The 13,950-nt window shown below is 52.8% G+C and carries 10 protein-coding genes; 8 read left to right on the forward strand and 2 right to left on the reverse strand.

Features of this window, described 5'->3' with window-relative positions; translation table 11 throughout:
* Positions 1-153: 153 nt before the first annotated feature.
* The 5 genes from NF683_RS13050 to NF683_RS13070 all read left to right on the forward strand — a co-directional run bounded on the left by NF683_RS13050 (position 154) and on the right by NF683_RS13070 (position 9,075).
* A complete protein-coding gene (locus NF683_RS13050) occupies positions 154-699 on the forward strand; it encodes a hemerythrin domain-containing protein (RefSeq protein WP_089038720.1) in 546 nt (181 codons plus the stop codon).
* Between the two features lie 113 nt (positions 700-812).
* A complete protein-coding gene (gene murI / locus NF683_RS13055; RefSeq protein WP_089038719.1) occupies positions 813-1,610 on the forward strand; it encodes a glutamate racemase in 798 nt (265 codons plus the stop codon).
* 57 nt (positions 1,611-1,667) lie between these two features.
* On the forward strand, positions 1,668-2,780 hold the full coding sequence (gene trmA / locus NF683_RS13060) for a tRNA (uridine(54)-C5)-methyltransferase TrmA (protein ID WP_089038718.1): 1,113 nt from the start codon (positions 1,668-1,670) through the stop codon (positions 2,778-2,780).
* A gap of 197 nt (positions 2,781-2,977) precedes the next feature.
* The gene (locus NF683_RS13065; protein ID WP_089038717.1) at positions 2,978-7,801 is read left to right on the forward strand and encodes an NAD-glutamate dehydrogenase; all 4,824 of its coding nucleotides are present in this window, start codon (positions 2,978-2,980) and stop codon (positions 7,799-7,801) included.
* A 260-nt stretch (positions 7,802-8,061) separates the two neighbouring features.
* Positions 8,062-9,075 carry a quinone-dependent dihydroorotate dehydrogenase gene (locus NF683_RS13070; protein ID WP_253920198.1) on the forward strand — a complete coding sequence of 338 codons (1,014 nt, stop codon included), beginning with the start codon at positions 8,062-8,064 and terminating at the stop codon, positions 9,073-9,075.
* Between the two features lie 71 nt (positions 9,076-9,146).
* Here the strand turns inward: NF683_RS13070 and rmf are convergent, their stop codons facing one another.
* On the reverse strand, positions 9,147-9,356 hold the full coding sequence (gene rmf / locus NF683_RS13075) for a ribosome modulation factor (RefSeq protein ID WP_009722578.1): 210 nt from the start codon (positions 9,354-9,356) through the stop codon (positions 9,147-9,149).
* A gap of 342 nt (positions 9,357-9,698) precedes the next feature.
* On the opposite strand from rmf, the gene rlmKL reads away from it, so the two are divergent.
* Both rlmKL and NF683_RS13085 read left to right on the forward strand, forming a co-directional pair.
* Complete coding sequence (rlmKL, locus tag NF683_RS13080) at positions 9,699-11,921, forward strand: bifunctional 23S rRNA (guanine(2069)-N(7))-methyltransferase RlmK/23S rRNA (guanine(2445)-N(2))-methyltransferase RlmL (RefSeq protein WP_253920199.1); 2,223 nt, start codon at positions 9,699-9,701, stop codon at positions 11,919-11,921.
* 19 nt (positions 11,922-11,940) lie between these two features.
* Positions 11,941-12,276, forward strand: a complete 336-nt coding sequence (locus NF683_RS13085) for a glutaredoxin family protein (RefSeq protein ID WP_193068091.1) — start codon at positions 11,941-11,943, stop codon at positions 12,274-12,276.
* Between the two features lie 62 nt (positions 12,277-12,338).
* On the opposite strand, the gene NF683_RS13090 is transcribed toward NF683_RS13085, so the two are convergent.
* Positions 12,339-12,620, reverse strand: a complete 282-nt coding sequence (locus NF683_RS13090) for a hypothetical protein (protein WP_038486583.1) — start codon at positions 12,618-12,620, stop codon at positions 12,339-12,341.
* Positions 12,621-12,704: 84 nt separating this feature from the next.
* Here NF683_RS13090 and pdxB point away from each other — a divergent pair, with 84 nt between their 5' ends.
* Entirely contained in the window at positions 12,705-13,880 is a 1,176-nt protein-coding gene (gene pdxB, locus NF683_RS13095) for a 4-phosphoerythronate dehydrogenase PdxB (protein WP_089038713.1), read from the forward strand.
* Positions 13,881-13,950 lie beyond the last annotated feature (70 nt).

A 13,950-nucleotide genomic window follows, 5' to 3' on the forward strand; every position in this document is an offset into this window, starting at 1 on the left:
CATAACCGACGGATAAGCGCCTGCTTGCCTAGGTAATGCCAAAGGCGCATGGTAACGATTAACACCAGTGTAGTTGAACCCAGCTCATGCCATGCGCCTAAGCGTTAGCAGACAATGGGCGAAAGGTAAGGCACTTACAAAGGAGACGGCAAGATGTTAAACCAACTGCGTCTAGATCATGCCAACATGGCGCGAATGCTCCATGTGTTGCAACTGAAACAAAAAACACTCGCGAGCGGTGAACGGCCCGACTTCCAGTTGATGCGTGAGGTGGTGGACTACATTTTGTCTTATATGGATGGTTTTGCTTCTCCGCTGGAAAAAATCTGCGTGGAACGTCTGCAGAAGCAGGCCCCTGAGCACCTTCCATTGATGGAGCAGATGGCCAGTGACTATCGTAAATTAAAGCCACGTCTGTCTCGTTTATCCAATGATATCGACATGATTCTAATGGATAACGTGCTGCCCATGGATATTTTTGCAGAGGCGTTGAAAGCGTACCTTGATGCCCACCGTGCCTATCTCCGTCATGAGAGAGAGGGCCTGTTCCCATTGATAGATGAGCATTTCAGCGAAGAGGATATGGAGGAGCTTCGTCAAGCGCTACCTGAAGGGGCTGAACAAGAACTAGAGCGCCTACAGCAAGCGTACCCCGAACTTTACGCTGAATTGCGTGGTGCCGAAGTGCCACCAATGTAGCGCGTAAGCTGATCACTCAAGGTGTAACGGGGCGTGTTAGACTAACGCCCCGTTTTTTATTGGCGGCTTGAGGAGGGTGGTATGTACAACGCGTATTGGATGGTTAAGCAGTGATGTCAGGGCCTGTACTACTGTTTGATTCAGGTGTGGGTGGCCTTTCTGTTGCCCATGCGCTTCGCCAGCATTACCCGCATCTGGCAATGTGTTATGCCTGTGATAATGCGTGGCTACCCTATGGTCTACGTGATGATGTGACGCTCTCCCAGCGTATTGTCTCGGTATGCAAAGCGGCCGTAGATGCCTGTCAGGCGAGTGTCTTGGTCGTTGCCTGTAATACCGCTAGCACTCTAGCGTTAGAGGGATTGCGTGCAGCGTTAGATATTCCGGTTGTTGGAACGGTGCCTGCTATCAAGCCTGCTGCGTTGAGTAGTCAGACACGTCACATTGGCTTGCTCGCCACAGCGGCGACCGTCAATAGGCCGTATACGCAGACGTTAATTAATAGTTTCGCGAGTGACTGTGTGATCACCAGGGTGGCAGCAGGTGAGCTTGTTACAGAGGCAGAAGCGTGGCTATCCGGCATACCGATTAACCAGCAGCGCATAAACCTAGCGCTAACACCTTTATGGCAGGCTACCCAGACCAACCCAGCACTCGATACCGTTGTGCTGGGCTGTACCCATTTTCCACTGTTGAAAACTGAGCTAATCCGGCTGTCGCCGGTACCCTTGGCGTGGGTGGATTCTGGCGATGCAATTGCCCGCCGGGTAGGGCAAGTGGCACCGACCATAGCCAATAGCGCCCAAGATGGGCGTTGCTTCACGACAGCATCAGCGTCGCAACTTACTAACGGGTTGGCACGCTTTGGTTTTCACGCGCCACAACGATTAACGATTCCTAACGCGGTGTAGTCCCTCTGTTAGGCTGTTTGTTTTTATTGATGTTATTTACTTAAATGAGGAACTACCTTGGCGATCCCCACTGTAGAACCAGAACGCTACGCCGAACAGCTCGCTGAAAAGCAAGCCTACGTGGAGAAAACCTTTGCAGCGTTCACCACGCCCACGCTTGAAGTCTATCCCTCACCGCCAAGCCACTATCGGCAACGCTGCGAATTTCGTATTTGGCATGAAGATGATGACCTCTTCTACGCCATGTTTGAGGTCGATTCGGATAATCCCAAAAACAAGCGTGTCGTGCGTTTGGATCAGTTCCCCGTCGCCAGTGAGCATATCAATGCGCTGATGCCGCGTCTGCGAGAAGCGTTCCTTGCCAGCGATGAACTTCGTCGGCGCTTATTTCAAGTTGAGTTTTTAACCACGTTGTCTGGTGAAGCCTTGGTGACGCTGATCTACCACCGCCCGTTAGGCGAGGCCTGGGAAGCCGAAGCGCGCGCACTGGAAGAGGCGCTTGGCATCATGATTATTGGCCGTTCGCGCAAGCAGCGCTTGGTGCTAACCCGAGATCATGTGTGGGAGCGCTTAACAGTTGATGGTCGTGAGCTGGTTTATCAGCAGGTCGAAAACAGCTTTACTCAGCCAAATGCGCATATCTGCCAGACCATGCTTAGCTGGGCCAGGGAGGCCACCGCTGGAAGGCAGGATGAAGACTTGGTGGAGCTTTACTGTGGTAACGGTAACTTTACCATTGCGTTAGCGGATAACTTCCGCCGCGTTTTGGCGACGGAAATTTCGCGCACCTCGGTTGCCAGCGCTAACGTCAATCTGGACGCTAACGGTGTAACCAATGCTCAGGTCGCAAGAATGTCCGCTGAAGAGTTCGCCTTGGCGCTAAAGGGCGAGAAAACAGGTCGCCGAGTGACGGAGATGGCGTTGGATGCGTATGAGTTTTCCACCGTGCTAGTCGATCCACCAAGAGCGGGTCTGGACGCCGAAAGTTGTCATCAAATCAGCGAATACGCTCAAATCGTCTATATTTCATGCAATCCGGCAACGCTAGCTGAAAACTTAACCATACTGACTCAAACACACCATATTGAACGGTTCGCGCTTTTTGATCAGTTTCCGTTTACCGAGCATTGTGAATGCGGTGTATTACTCACACGAAAGAGCGCTGGGTAATTGAGAAATTGCCGATAATGCTTAAGAGCTCTTGTCAATAGTGCTTATGATGCATAAGCGGCATACACCATGAATAACCTGTCAGATGGTTAGGGGGATAAGCAACGGTAGCGTAAGCTAGTGGATAGTGTGGCCTAAAGGCCTATTGTCCTTCGTTTTTTGGCCTAAATTGTGGCCCCAGGCAGTCGAGGTGATGGATGCATTACGTTGCGATTGAAGAGAGTCGGCGGGATCTTTTGAAGCAGCTACAAGAGCGATTGGATGCGCGACTGGAGCCGGAGCGAGCGGCAGATGTCGAAGCCTTTGCTCGCCACTTCTACGCCACGGTACCCGTTGAAGACTTGGTTGACCGGCGTTTAGACGACTTGTATGGGGCCACACTGTCGATTTGGCAGTTTTTACAGCATCACGATCCCAAAAATCCCAAGGTGCGCATCTTCAATCCCGACTTTGAAGAGCATGGCTGGCAGTCAACCCACACCTTCGTTGCCGTTTTGCACGAAGATATGCCATTTTTGGTTGACTCGGTACGGATAGAGCTTAATCGTCGCGGACTGACGGTTCACGCTATTCAGAACGCTGTGCTTGCCGTGGCGCGTGATAGTCAGCATCAGCTCAAAGCACTCGCCTCGCCAAGAGATGAAGATGCGCCTGAGGCGCGTGAGTCGCTGATGGTCATTGAAGTGGATCGCCACTCGGATCCTGAATCGCTGACCAAAATTGAGAATAAGTTACATGAAGTGCTACGTGATGTTAGAACCGCCGTCAGCGATTTTGACGAGATGTGCGGTCAAATCACGTCGGCTATTCAAGAGTTAGAGAAAAACTGCCCCCCGCAAATTGATCCTGACGATCATGAAGAGGCCATCGCGTTTTTAGAGTGGCTGCTCAAAGACAACTTTACCTTCCTGGGTTACGACGAGTATCTGCTGGAAGGCAAAGAGCTGCAGCGCGATCCTAATAGTGTTCTGGGGGTTTTCCGCCTTGATCAGCCCCGTTACCGCGAGCGTATCCGCACTGAAGAGGGGGTTGATGAGAATGGCGACTACGTGCTGGTACCCCAGCTACTGTCGTTTGCTAAAAGTGCGCATCACTCCCGGGTGCATCGCCCCACATACCCAGACTATATTACCGTTGATCGCTACGACGACGATGGCAATGTGATCGGCGAGCGGCGCTTCTTTGGCTTGTTCACATCTACGGTTTATAACGAATCGCCACGCAATATCCCGCTGCTGCGTCGCAAGTTGAAAGCGGTGATGGATATTGCCGGGTTTAACCCCCAGGGGCATAACGGCAAACAGCTGTTGCAAGTGTTGGAAGTGTATCCGCGTGATGACTTATTCCAGATCAGCACCGAATCCCTGGCCAGCACCGCACTCGGTATTCTTAATATCCGCGAACGCCGCCAAGTGCGCTTGTTTATTCGCGCGGACGTCAGCGGTAAGTTCTACTCTTGCTTAGTCTTTGTTCCAAGAGATGTGTTCTCTACCGACCTGCGCCAGCGCATACAAACGATGCTATGCGATGAGCTAGACGCTCATTTTGGCGACTTTAACACCTATTTGTCAGAGTCGGTTTTAGCCCGTATTCAGCTTATTCTGCGCTTTAATGGTGAAGGACCAAGTCAATACGATCTTAAGCGCTTAGAAAGCAAAGTGGCACGTTTGGCACGTAGCTGGCGTGATGAGCTTCAAGAAGCAATGATCGAAGGGTTTGGTGAAGAGCGTGCCAACCACGAAATGGATCACTTCCATGATGCATTCTCGGCCAGCTACCGAGAAGATTTCAACGCGCGCACAGCGGTGTTTGATGTTCAGCATCTACTGACCCTGGATAGCGGTGACGATCTCTCGTTGTCACTGTATCGCCCCCTGGAAGAGCAAGCGGGCGGTATGAACTTAAAGCTTTTCCATCGTGAAACGCAGATCCCGCTGTCTGATGTGCTACCGATGATGGAAAACTTGGGATTGCGCGTTATCGGCGAGCGTCCTTATGACATTAATGCCCCGCAGCAGCGTTACTGGATTCATGACTTCGAACTGGAACATAGTCGCGAAGGCGTCAATTTAAGTGAAATGCGTGACACCTTCAGCGAAGCGTTTAAGCGTATATGGGCCGGAGAGGCGGATAACGACGCTTTTAACCGTCTGATAATTGGTGCTGGCCTTGATTGGCGTGAAGTCGCCATGCTGCGCGGTTATGCCCGTTACCTTAAGCAGATTCGCTTTGGTATGTCGCAGGACTACATCGCGGCTACTCTAGCTAATTACCCGGTAATCACCCAGGCGCTCGTTGAGCTATTCCGGTTGCGCTTTGATCCCAAGCATCAGCCAAGCAGCTTAGATGACTGTATTGCTCGTTTAAATGAGAACCTGGAAAGTGTCGCCAGCCTTAATGATGACCAGTTGCTGCGTCGCTTTATGGAGCTTATTCAAGCAACTCTGCGCACTAACTACTACCAAAAAGCGGATGATGGCCGTTTTAAAGATTACATCTCCTATAAACTGGAGCCCTCGAAAGTCACGGGCATGCCCAAGCCCCGTCCGGCGTTTGAGATTTTTGTTTGTTCACCTCGCGTAGAAGGCGTTCACCTGCGTGGCGGTAAAGTCGCTCGTGGTGGCTTGCGCTGGTCAGATCGCCACGAAGATTTCCGTACGGAAGTGTTGGGTCTGGTAAAAGCCCAGCAGGTAAAAAATGCGGTTATCGTGCCCGTGGGAGCTAAAGGCGGTTTCGTATGCAAACGCATGCCAGAAAATGCTGGTCGTGAAACCCAGCAGAAAGAAGGTATCGCCTGCTACAAAATTTTTATTCGCGCACTGCTGGATGTCACTGACAACCTAGTGGGTGGTGAGGTTGTGCCACCGCAAAATGTGGTTCGCCATGATGGCGACGACACCTACCTTGTCGTTGCAGCCGATAAAGGGACCGCAACTTTCTCGGATATCGCAAATGAGATATCCATAGAGTATGGCCACTGGCTCGGGGATGCCTTTGCTTCTGGCGGTGCTAACGGTTACGACCATAAGAAAATGGCGATTACCGCGCGAGGTGCCTGGGAATCCGTCAAGCGTCACTTCAAAAACCTTGACGTGAATACCCAACAAGATTTGTTCACGGTAGTGGGCGTTGGCGATATGGCTGGCGATGTTTTCGGCAACGGCATGCTGCTGTCGGATAAAATCCAGCTGGTAGGCGCATTTAACCACCTGCATATTTTTGTCGATCCAAACCCCGACGCGGAAGCTGCTTTCGCCGAGCGTAAGCGCATGTTCAATCTGCCGCGCTCCAGTTGGGAAGACTACAATGCTGAGTTGATTTCACAGGGGGGCGGTGTCTTTAGCCGCAGCGCGAAATCGATCCCGATTAGCCCGGAAATGCAGCAGGTGTTTGGTATCGAAGAAACGCGCCTTTCACCCAATGATCTGATCCGTGCCATGCTGAAGGCCAAGATTGATCTGTTGTGGAACGGTGGTATCGGTACCTATGTGAAGAGTTCCGATGAAACTGACGCTGACGTGGGCGACAAAGCCAACGACGCGTTGCGTATTAACGGCGCTGAGTTGAATTGCCGCGTTGTTGGTGAGGGCGGAAACTTGGGCTTGACCCAGCGTGGCCGGATGGAAGCGGCCGCTAAAGGTGTGCGCGTTTATACAGACTTCATCGATAATGCCGGGGGTGTTAACTGCTCTGACCATGAGGTCAATATCAAGATATTGATTGATGAAGTGGTTAAGCGTGGTGACATGACCGACAAGCAGCGTAACCAGCTGCTATCCGATATGACCGAGGAAGTTGCTAACCTAGTTATTCTCGATAACTATCGTCAAACCCAAGCGCTGGATCTGTCCGGAATTCTGTCTCTCCAAGGCATGGGGCCATACCGTCGCTTTATCAGTGAACTTGAGTCAGCTGGTCAAATTGATCGTGAATTAGAGTTCTTGCCTGCCGATGATGTGCTTAAAGAGCGCGCCAGCCATGACCAGGGCATGCGGTTACCTGAGCTGTCGGTGCTGATTTCTTACGCTAAGAGCACTCTGAAAGGCGATTTGATCAACTCTGATGTGCCGGATGATCCCTACATTCATCGTCATTTAGAGCGCTTGTTCCCTGAGGTGTTGACGGAACGCTACCAGACCGAGATGTATGACCACCGTCTGAAGCGTGAAATTGTTGCCACCCAAGTGGCCAACGATCTAGTTGACCACATGGGCATCGTCTTCGTTCGTCGTCTAATGGACTCTACCGGCGCGGGTCGAGCTGATATTGCTCGTGCTTACGTGGTCGCTCGAGACGCGTTTAACCTGACGACACTGTGGGAACAGATTGAGGCGCTGGACAACCAAGTGCCGAACCGTGTGCAGTACTCAATGATGCTCGACCTGATGCGCATGATTCGCCGCGCGACGCGCTGGTTCCTGCGTCAGCATTTGGGATTGTCGACCCAAGATACAATTGAGTACTTCGGACCTCGCCTTGCTCAACTGCAAGAAGGGATTGGTGAACTGCTTAGCGGAGAAGAGAAGGCTACATGGCGTAAGCGTTGCGACGAGCTGCTAGAAGCAGGTGTGCCAGAAGCGCTAGCCTCTACGGTGGCTGCATCGCCTAGTCTCTATGCAGGTTTGGGCATTATTCACGCAGCGCGGGTCACCAATGAGAAGCCTCAGCGTGTGGCCGAAGTGTTCTACGAAATTGGCAGCCGTCTAGAGCTACCCTGGATTATACAGCAGGTGACCCAGCTGGAAGTGCGTGATGCGTGGCAAGCGCAAGCGCGAGAAACCTTCCGCGACGATATTGATCGCCAGCAACTGGCACTAACGACCAGTGTTCTGAAGCTGGAAGCGGGTAGTCGTGACACCCAAGAGCGTGTGGCTCAGTGGCTTGAGCAGCACGCCGAGCTACACCGCCGCTGGTGCCATCTGATTGACGAAGTGCGCGGTGGCAGTGAAGGTGGCTTTGCACTGTTTGCCGTCGCCGTACGTGAACTGGTCGACCTTGCTGAAAGTGATAGCGAAGCGTAAGTCACAAGCTAGCTATCGACTTGCTCGATAAGTAACACCACCTAACCGCGTCCTGAATCAGGGCGCGGTTTTTTTATGACGGTTCTTGAGACCGTTCTTGTGAGCGCTTTTTCACGGCATCGCCTTTCTCGCCGCTCAGCGCTGCGAAGATAACTTGATTTACGCTATACTCTGCGCGCCGCGCGCTATGTCGTTTATTTGCCCACATGTAGCGTGTCCGTTCGTCTGCTTTATGCCCACTGCTCTGGAGAGCCTCGCTGATGTATAACTTCGCCCGTTCGCTGTTGTTTCGACTCGACCCAGAAGCATCTCATGGGTTGGCGCTGGGTGCGTTAGATACTCTGCATCGGGTGGGTGGTGTGCAGCGGGTATATGGTGAGCCTGTGAGCGACCCTGTCGAACTGATGGGGCTGCGTTTTAGTAATCGGGTAGGGCTTGCCGCAGGGCTGGATAAAAATGCCGATCACTTGGATGCGCTGGGCGCGTTGGGCTTTGGGTTTGTAGAAGTAGGCACCGTGACGCCCAAAGCGCAGCCAGGCAACCCGAAGCCACGCCTGTTTCGGCTTGCAGGCCACGAGGCGATCATTAACCGCTTTGGATTTAATAACAAAGGGGTTGAGCACCTTGTCGCCCAGGTGAAAAAGCGTCACTACAGAGGCGTTGTGGGCATCAATATTGGTAAAAACTTAACCACTTCTGTGGAAAACGCGCTCGATGATTACCTGCTTTGTTTAGAGGCGGTGCACAGCGTGGCTGATTATATTGCGGTCAATATTTCCTCGCCTAATACGCCTGGGCTGCGGACATTACAGTTCGGCGAGCAGCTGGATGCATTGCTTGGGCCTATTCGTTCGCGTAGCCAAGCACTGGACAACGCGTTAGGTCGCAAGGTACCGCTTCTGGTTAAAATCGCCCCAGATATGAGTGAAGAAGAGGTCGCTCTGGTGGCTGGCAGTATTGCTCGTAATGCGCTGGATGGTGTTATTGCGACAAATACTACGATAGCTCGCGATGCCGTTAAGAGTGACCCTCAGTCAGAAGAGGCGGGTGGGCTTTCTGGAAAACCCGTTTTTGAAGCATCGAATAGGGTGATTCGCCTGTTACGCGCGCAACTGCCAACGCTGCCTATTATAGGTGTGGGCGGGATTGATAGCGGTGAAGCCGCTGCTGCTAAAATTGCCGCTGGCGCAGACTTGGTGCAGCTCTATTCAGGGTTGATCTACCAAGGGCCTGGGTTAGTGAAAGCGTGCGCCGAGGCATTGAAACAGCCATAATTGAGCAATAAAAAAGCCCGCTTGTCAGCGGGCTCCGTACTCCAAATGTCATGTTTGAAAAGGTAAAAAAACTAGGTCATCACCATGGGATTTTTATGGATACCGGAGACGCCGGTCATCCCGTCCCACTGATCACCGCGACCTTCACGCCAACCACTCATCCAATATTCGCGTAAATTGACATCTTGACTGGGGCAGTCATCTCGGGAGCGACCCGTAATGCCCGCTTTATAGCCGTGAACATAAGCCCGTTGGAAGCGATCACGTTTTTGTCGTTTCATTGGCTAACCTCTTTTCACGAAAGCCTTTGATAAGAAAAGCACGCTGGGCAAAAATGCTATATTTGCATCAGTGCTATTTCGATAGATAACTTTGGCAAGCTGCCACTCAACGCTAGTGCCTAGCACTCACGTGCTGAACGGGCAAAGCGGCAGACTCGACAAATTAGGGGTCTTGAAAGCAAGTTGCTAATAGAACCCTGACAAACAACGCATGCGTTTTTCAGTAGCTACACTCTTATTGTTAGCTCATTATGGGGTCACTTGTCGACCATCAAATTGTCATAAGACGTAAACTCATTTGCCATATATAGGAATATCGCGCTCTTACGCGCGGCGATAAACATGACTGAGTCGAGCCAAACTGCCCCTCTAAACCTCCTTGCTACCTGCCCAAAAGGCATTGAAGGCCTTTTAGCTGATGAGCTTTCAGCGCTAGGAGCCGAGCCAGGTAAAACGACCGTGGCGGGCGTTTATTTTTCCGCCAATCTAGCAACCGCCTATCGCATATGCCTATGGTCACGGCTAGCTAACCGCATTATTTTGCTGTTGGCTCGGGAGCCGATGATTGATACCGCTGAGCAAGTGCGTGATGTGGTTGCCCGGCTTCCCTGGACACAGCATTTAACGCCAGGCAAAACGCTGGCGGTAGATTTTCATGGTCGCAGCGACCACATTCGCCATACCCGGTTTGGTGCCCAGACGGTGAAAGATGGCGTTGTTGATTCGCTGCAGCTAGCAGGGCAGGAGCGTCCAAATGTTGATACCAAAACACCTGATCTGCGCATCTATGCCCATCTACACCGCGCTAACTTAAGTCTGGGAATTGATCTTTCAGGCGAAAGTTTGCACCGCCGTGGCTACCGCCGTGATGTTGGACATGCACCGCTGAAAGAGAACTTGGCAGCCGCATTGCTAGTGCGTGCTGGCTGGCCTGAACGAGCAAAAGCCGGTGAGCCGCTGTTAGATCCGCTATGCGGTGCAGGCACGTTGCTGATTGAAGCGGCGCTAATGGCTGCCGACCAAGCGCCCAATCTCAATCGGGAGCGCTTTGGCTTTCAGGGCTGGGCAGGCCACGACGAGCCGCTGTGGAAAGAGTTAAAGCGCGAAGCTGAGGCACGGGCGTCGATAGGCCGTAAACGCTGTAAAACGGCGCTGGTGGGCTTTGATCAGAGTCCGGCGGCATTGACAGCAGCGAAAGCTAACGCCATGCGTGCGGGCATTCCTGCGCTAATTACCTTGCATGGGCAGAGCCTAAGTCAGCTAACCAGGCCAGAGACTATTACCGCCGAACGTGGGCTATTGATAACTAACCCGCCTTATGGCGAGCGCTTAGGCGAATTGCCTGAGTTGGTGCGTTTGTATGCCCAGCTGGGAGAAAAGGCGAAAGCGCTGTTTCCTGGTTGGACACTGGCGCTGTTTACCGGTAACCCCGATTTGGGGCATCGCCTTGGGCTACGTGCTCACAAGCAGTATGCGCTGAAGAACGGTGCGCTGGATGCGAAGTTGCTGCTGATGGAAATTGCCACTCACACGGCCAGCACGCCAGACAGTGACAGCGTTTCTTCTGTCTCAGAAAATGCTGGAGAGGCGCAGCAAATAAGCACCAGTGCCAAGCCTGCTGTGTCCGAAAATGCCCAAATGTTTGCCAATCGACTGGCGAAAAACCAAAAACGTCTGAAAAAGTGGCTCAAGAAAAGCGCTGAGACTTGCTATCGCGTTTACGATGCTGATATGCCGGAGTATGCGCTGGCAGTCGATCGTTACGGTGACCGAGTGCACGTTCAAGAGTACGCCGCACCCAGCTCAATCAACCCCGCTCAGGCTCAAAAGCGCTTGTTTGATGCCTTGGAAGTGCTGCCAGATGCCCTCGGCGTCGACCCAGGCAAGGTGTATATAAAGCGTCGTGAGCGGCAAACGGGTAGTGCCCAGTACCAGAAGCGGGATGCCAGCGGTGAACGCTTTGAAGTGCAGGAAGGTGACGCTCGGTTGTGGGTTAACCTGCGTGACTACTTGGATACCGGCTTGTTTTTGGATCATCGGCCAGTGCGCCGCCTGCTTAACGAGATGGCTAGCGGGAAGCGCTTCTTAAACCTGTTTTGCTACACTGCCACGGCAACCGTGCAAGCAGCCTTGGGCGGTGCAAGCGACAGTGTCAGCGTTGATATGTCGAATACCTACCTTGAGTGGGCGAGAGACAACTTTGCGCTGAACAAGCTGGACCCAAGGCTACATCGTGTGGTGCGGGATGACTGTTTCCGCTGGCTTGAAACCGCAAACGCCGAGTTTGACCTGATCTTTATGGATCCGCCGACATTTTCTAACTCCAAGAAAATGCGCGATACCCTTGATGTTCAGCGTGACCATCCGCGGTTAGTGGAACTGGCCATGGCGCGTCTTGCGCCCGGCGGTACCCTGGTGTTCTCGAACAATCAGCGACGCTTCAAGCTAGACGAGGCGCTCAGCGAGCGCTACGCAGTAGAAGATATTACATCGCGTACGTTTGATCCGGATTTTCAACGCCGAACCAACCTGCATCATGTGTTTTTGCTACGGCATAAAGCGTAAGGGCACAAAGAGATCGGATATGATTCAGCTATCGATTTATACAACGTTAGGCTGCCACTTGTGCGCTCAGTTAGAGGCGCTAGTGGTAACGTTGGCGAACCAAGAGGTATCGCTGCATCACATTGAAATCAGCGACGACGATACGTTAGCGGCGCGTTATGGTGTGCGCATTCCGGTTTTGATGGATGCTAATGGGGAAGAACTGGATCGAGGCTTTGATCTTGATAAGCTGAGCGCTTGGTTACAAGCGCGCGGCTGGTTGGATGAGGCTGCGCTGGCGGCACTTACCACACCGCCCGAAAATGCGCCGCCAATTGGCGCGCATCAGCGCAATGGACGGCGCTATTTGGGTTGAAACCGCTCTTGAAAAAGCCTTTAGGGTTTGAATTATTGTCGCTAACATGGAGTTCGATGCACCTAAAGTGCATCAAGTAGCGACAACTGCCGCATGGCTTCCTGTCCTTCGGGCGTATGATCGGCTGCTTCCAGTACCTTGCGAAACCCTCGCGAGGCCTGGATGGTGGCCTCATCTTCCATCCACATTTGTGCTTGCTCCAGGGTGTCTGCCAACTGATGCTTTAGCCCGCCAAACTGGGTGCCGATTTGCCCCCAGGCGCGGCTGAAAATCCAGTCGCCAAACATATCCTGGTGAATATGCACCAACACATAGTCATGGTCGGTTTCCCAGCGTACGATCACACCCATCTCCTTAACTGCTTCTTGATCATGCCTGCACAGCAAGCCGTTGCGGGCGTATTGTAAAGCCCGGATACGAAAACGCCTATGAAACTTGTTATCGACGCGAATATCCCCGCCGCAGACCTCTGTTTTGAGTCGTTTGGCACGCTGCATCGCTTGCCCGGGCGTGAGATTCGTCCTGCCGATGTGGCTGATGCCGACGCACTGATAGTGCGCTCGATTACTCAGGTCAACCACGCGCTATTGGCACAAAGCCCTGTCCGTTTTGTGGGTACCTGCACCATTGGCACTGACCATATTGATCGTGCGTTATTAAGCGATCGCGGCATTGGCTTTGCTAGTGCGCCTGGCTGTAATGCCGACGCCGTGGTGGACTACGTGCTTAGTAGCTTGCTGCTGATAAGTGAGCGACAAGGTTGGTCGTTGCTGACACGTAGGGTGGGTATCGTGGGGGCTGGCAACGTTGGCAGCCGTTTGCAGCAGCGTTTGCAAGCACTGGGTGTGGAAACCATGGTGTGTGATCCGCCTCGCGCAGAAAAAGAACACCCTGGAAAAGGGCCCGTAGCAGTAAAGGAGGCGGGCCTGTTTTGCTCGCTGGATAGCGTCATCGAACACTGCGACGTAGTGTGCCTGCATACTCCGCTGGTGAAAGAGGGCCTCCATGCCACGTATCAACTGCTTAATGCTGAGCGTATTAATGACCTAACCCCTGGGACTGTGTTGCTAAACGCCGGGCGGGGCGACTGTATTGATGGTCTGGCGCTACGTAGTCGTTTAGCGGGTAAAGGCGATATCACGGCGATTCTCGATGTTTGGGAAGATGAGCCGGAGATCGATGCCGGGTTGCGTGATTTGGTAGCGCTGGCGACACCACATATTGCCGGGCATAGCCTTGATGGTAAGTTGCGTGGTACGTGGATGATTCAGCAGGCGCTGGCTCAGCATATCGAGCGGCCAAGTGGCGTTACGTTTAGCGAACTCTGCCCACGACCTGCGCTGTCGGCATTAACGCTGCAGCAAGCGATGCCGATAGAAGAAGCACTCCGGCTATGCACGCGCGCGGTTTACGATGTGCGCCGCGACCACGATGCGTTGCAGCGACACGTGTTTCACCAGGGAATCAAAAAGGGTTTTGATGACTACCGATCAAACTACCCACTGCGTCGAGAGTTTGCCACGCTGCGCGTGTTGTTAGAGAACGACGCAACGGTGTTGGAAGCGCCATTGCTAGCGGCTGGTTTTCAAGTGCGCTGCGTATAGCTGTGTGGTGACGGTGTGTTGATTGTGAGGTGGTTTAGAAAGCACAAGGCCCGCATTTGCGGGCCTTGTG

Origin of the sequence: Halomonas sp. MS1, assembly GCF_024182575.1 — a bacterium.
Taxonomy (GTDB): Bacteria; Pseudomonadota; Gammaproteobacteria; order Pseudomonadales; family Halomonadaceae; genus Vreelandella.

What these genes read in the sequence shown, in the direction of transcription:
- rmf (WP_009722578.1), bottom strand. Translation starts at nt 9,356, where the DNA reads ATGAAACGACAAAAACGTGATCGCTTCCAACGGGCTTATGTTCACGGC.
- murI (WP_089038719.1), top strand. Translation starts at nt 813, where the DNA reads ATGTCAGGGCCTGTACTACTGTTTGATTCAGGTGTGGGTGGCCTTTCT.
- NF683_RS13085 (WP_193068091.1), top strand. Translation starts at nt 11,941, where the DNA reads ATGATTCAGCTATCGATTTATACAACGTTAGGCTGCCACTTGTGCGCT.
- pdxB (WP_089038713.1), top strand. Translation starts at nt 12,705, where the DNA reads ATGAAACTTGTTATCGACGCGAATATCCCCGCCGCAGACCTCTGTTTT.
- NF683_RS13065 (WP_089038717.1), top strand. Translation starts at nt 2,978, where the DNA reads ATGCATTACGTTGCGATTGAAGAGAGTCGGCGGGATCTTTTGAAGCAG.
- NF683_RS13070 (WP_253920198.1), top strand. Translation starts at nt 8,062, where the DNA reads ATGTATAACTTCGCCCGTTCGCTGTTGTTTCGACTCGACCCAGAAGCA.
- NF683_RS13050 (WP_089038720.1), top strand. Translation starts at nt 154, where the DNA reads ATGTTAAACCAACTGCGTCTAGATCATGCCAACATGGCGCGAATGCTC.
- rlmKL (WP_253920199.1), top strand. Translation starts at nt 9,699, where the DNA reads ATGACTGAGTCGAGCCAAACTGCCCCTCTAAACCTCCTTGCTACCTGC.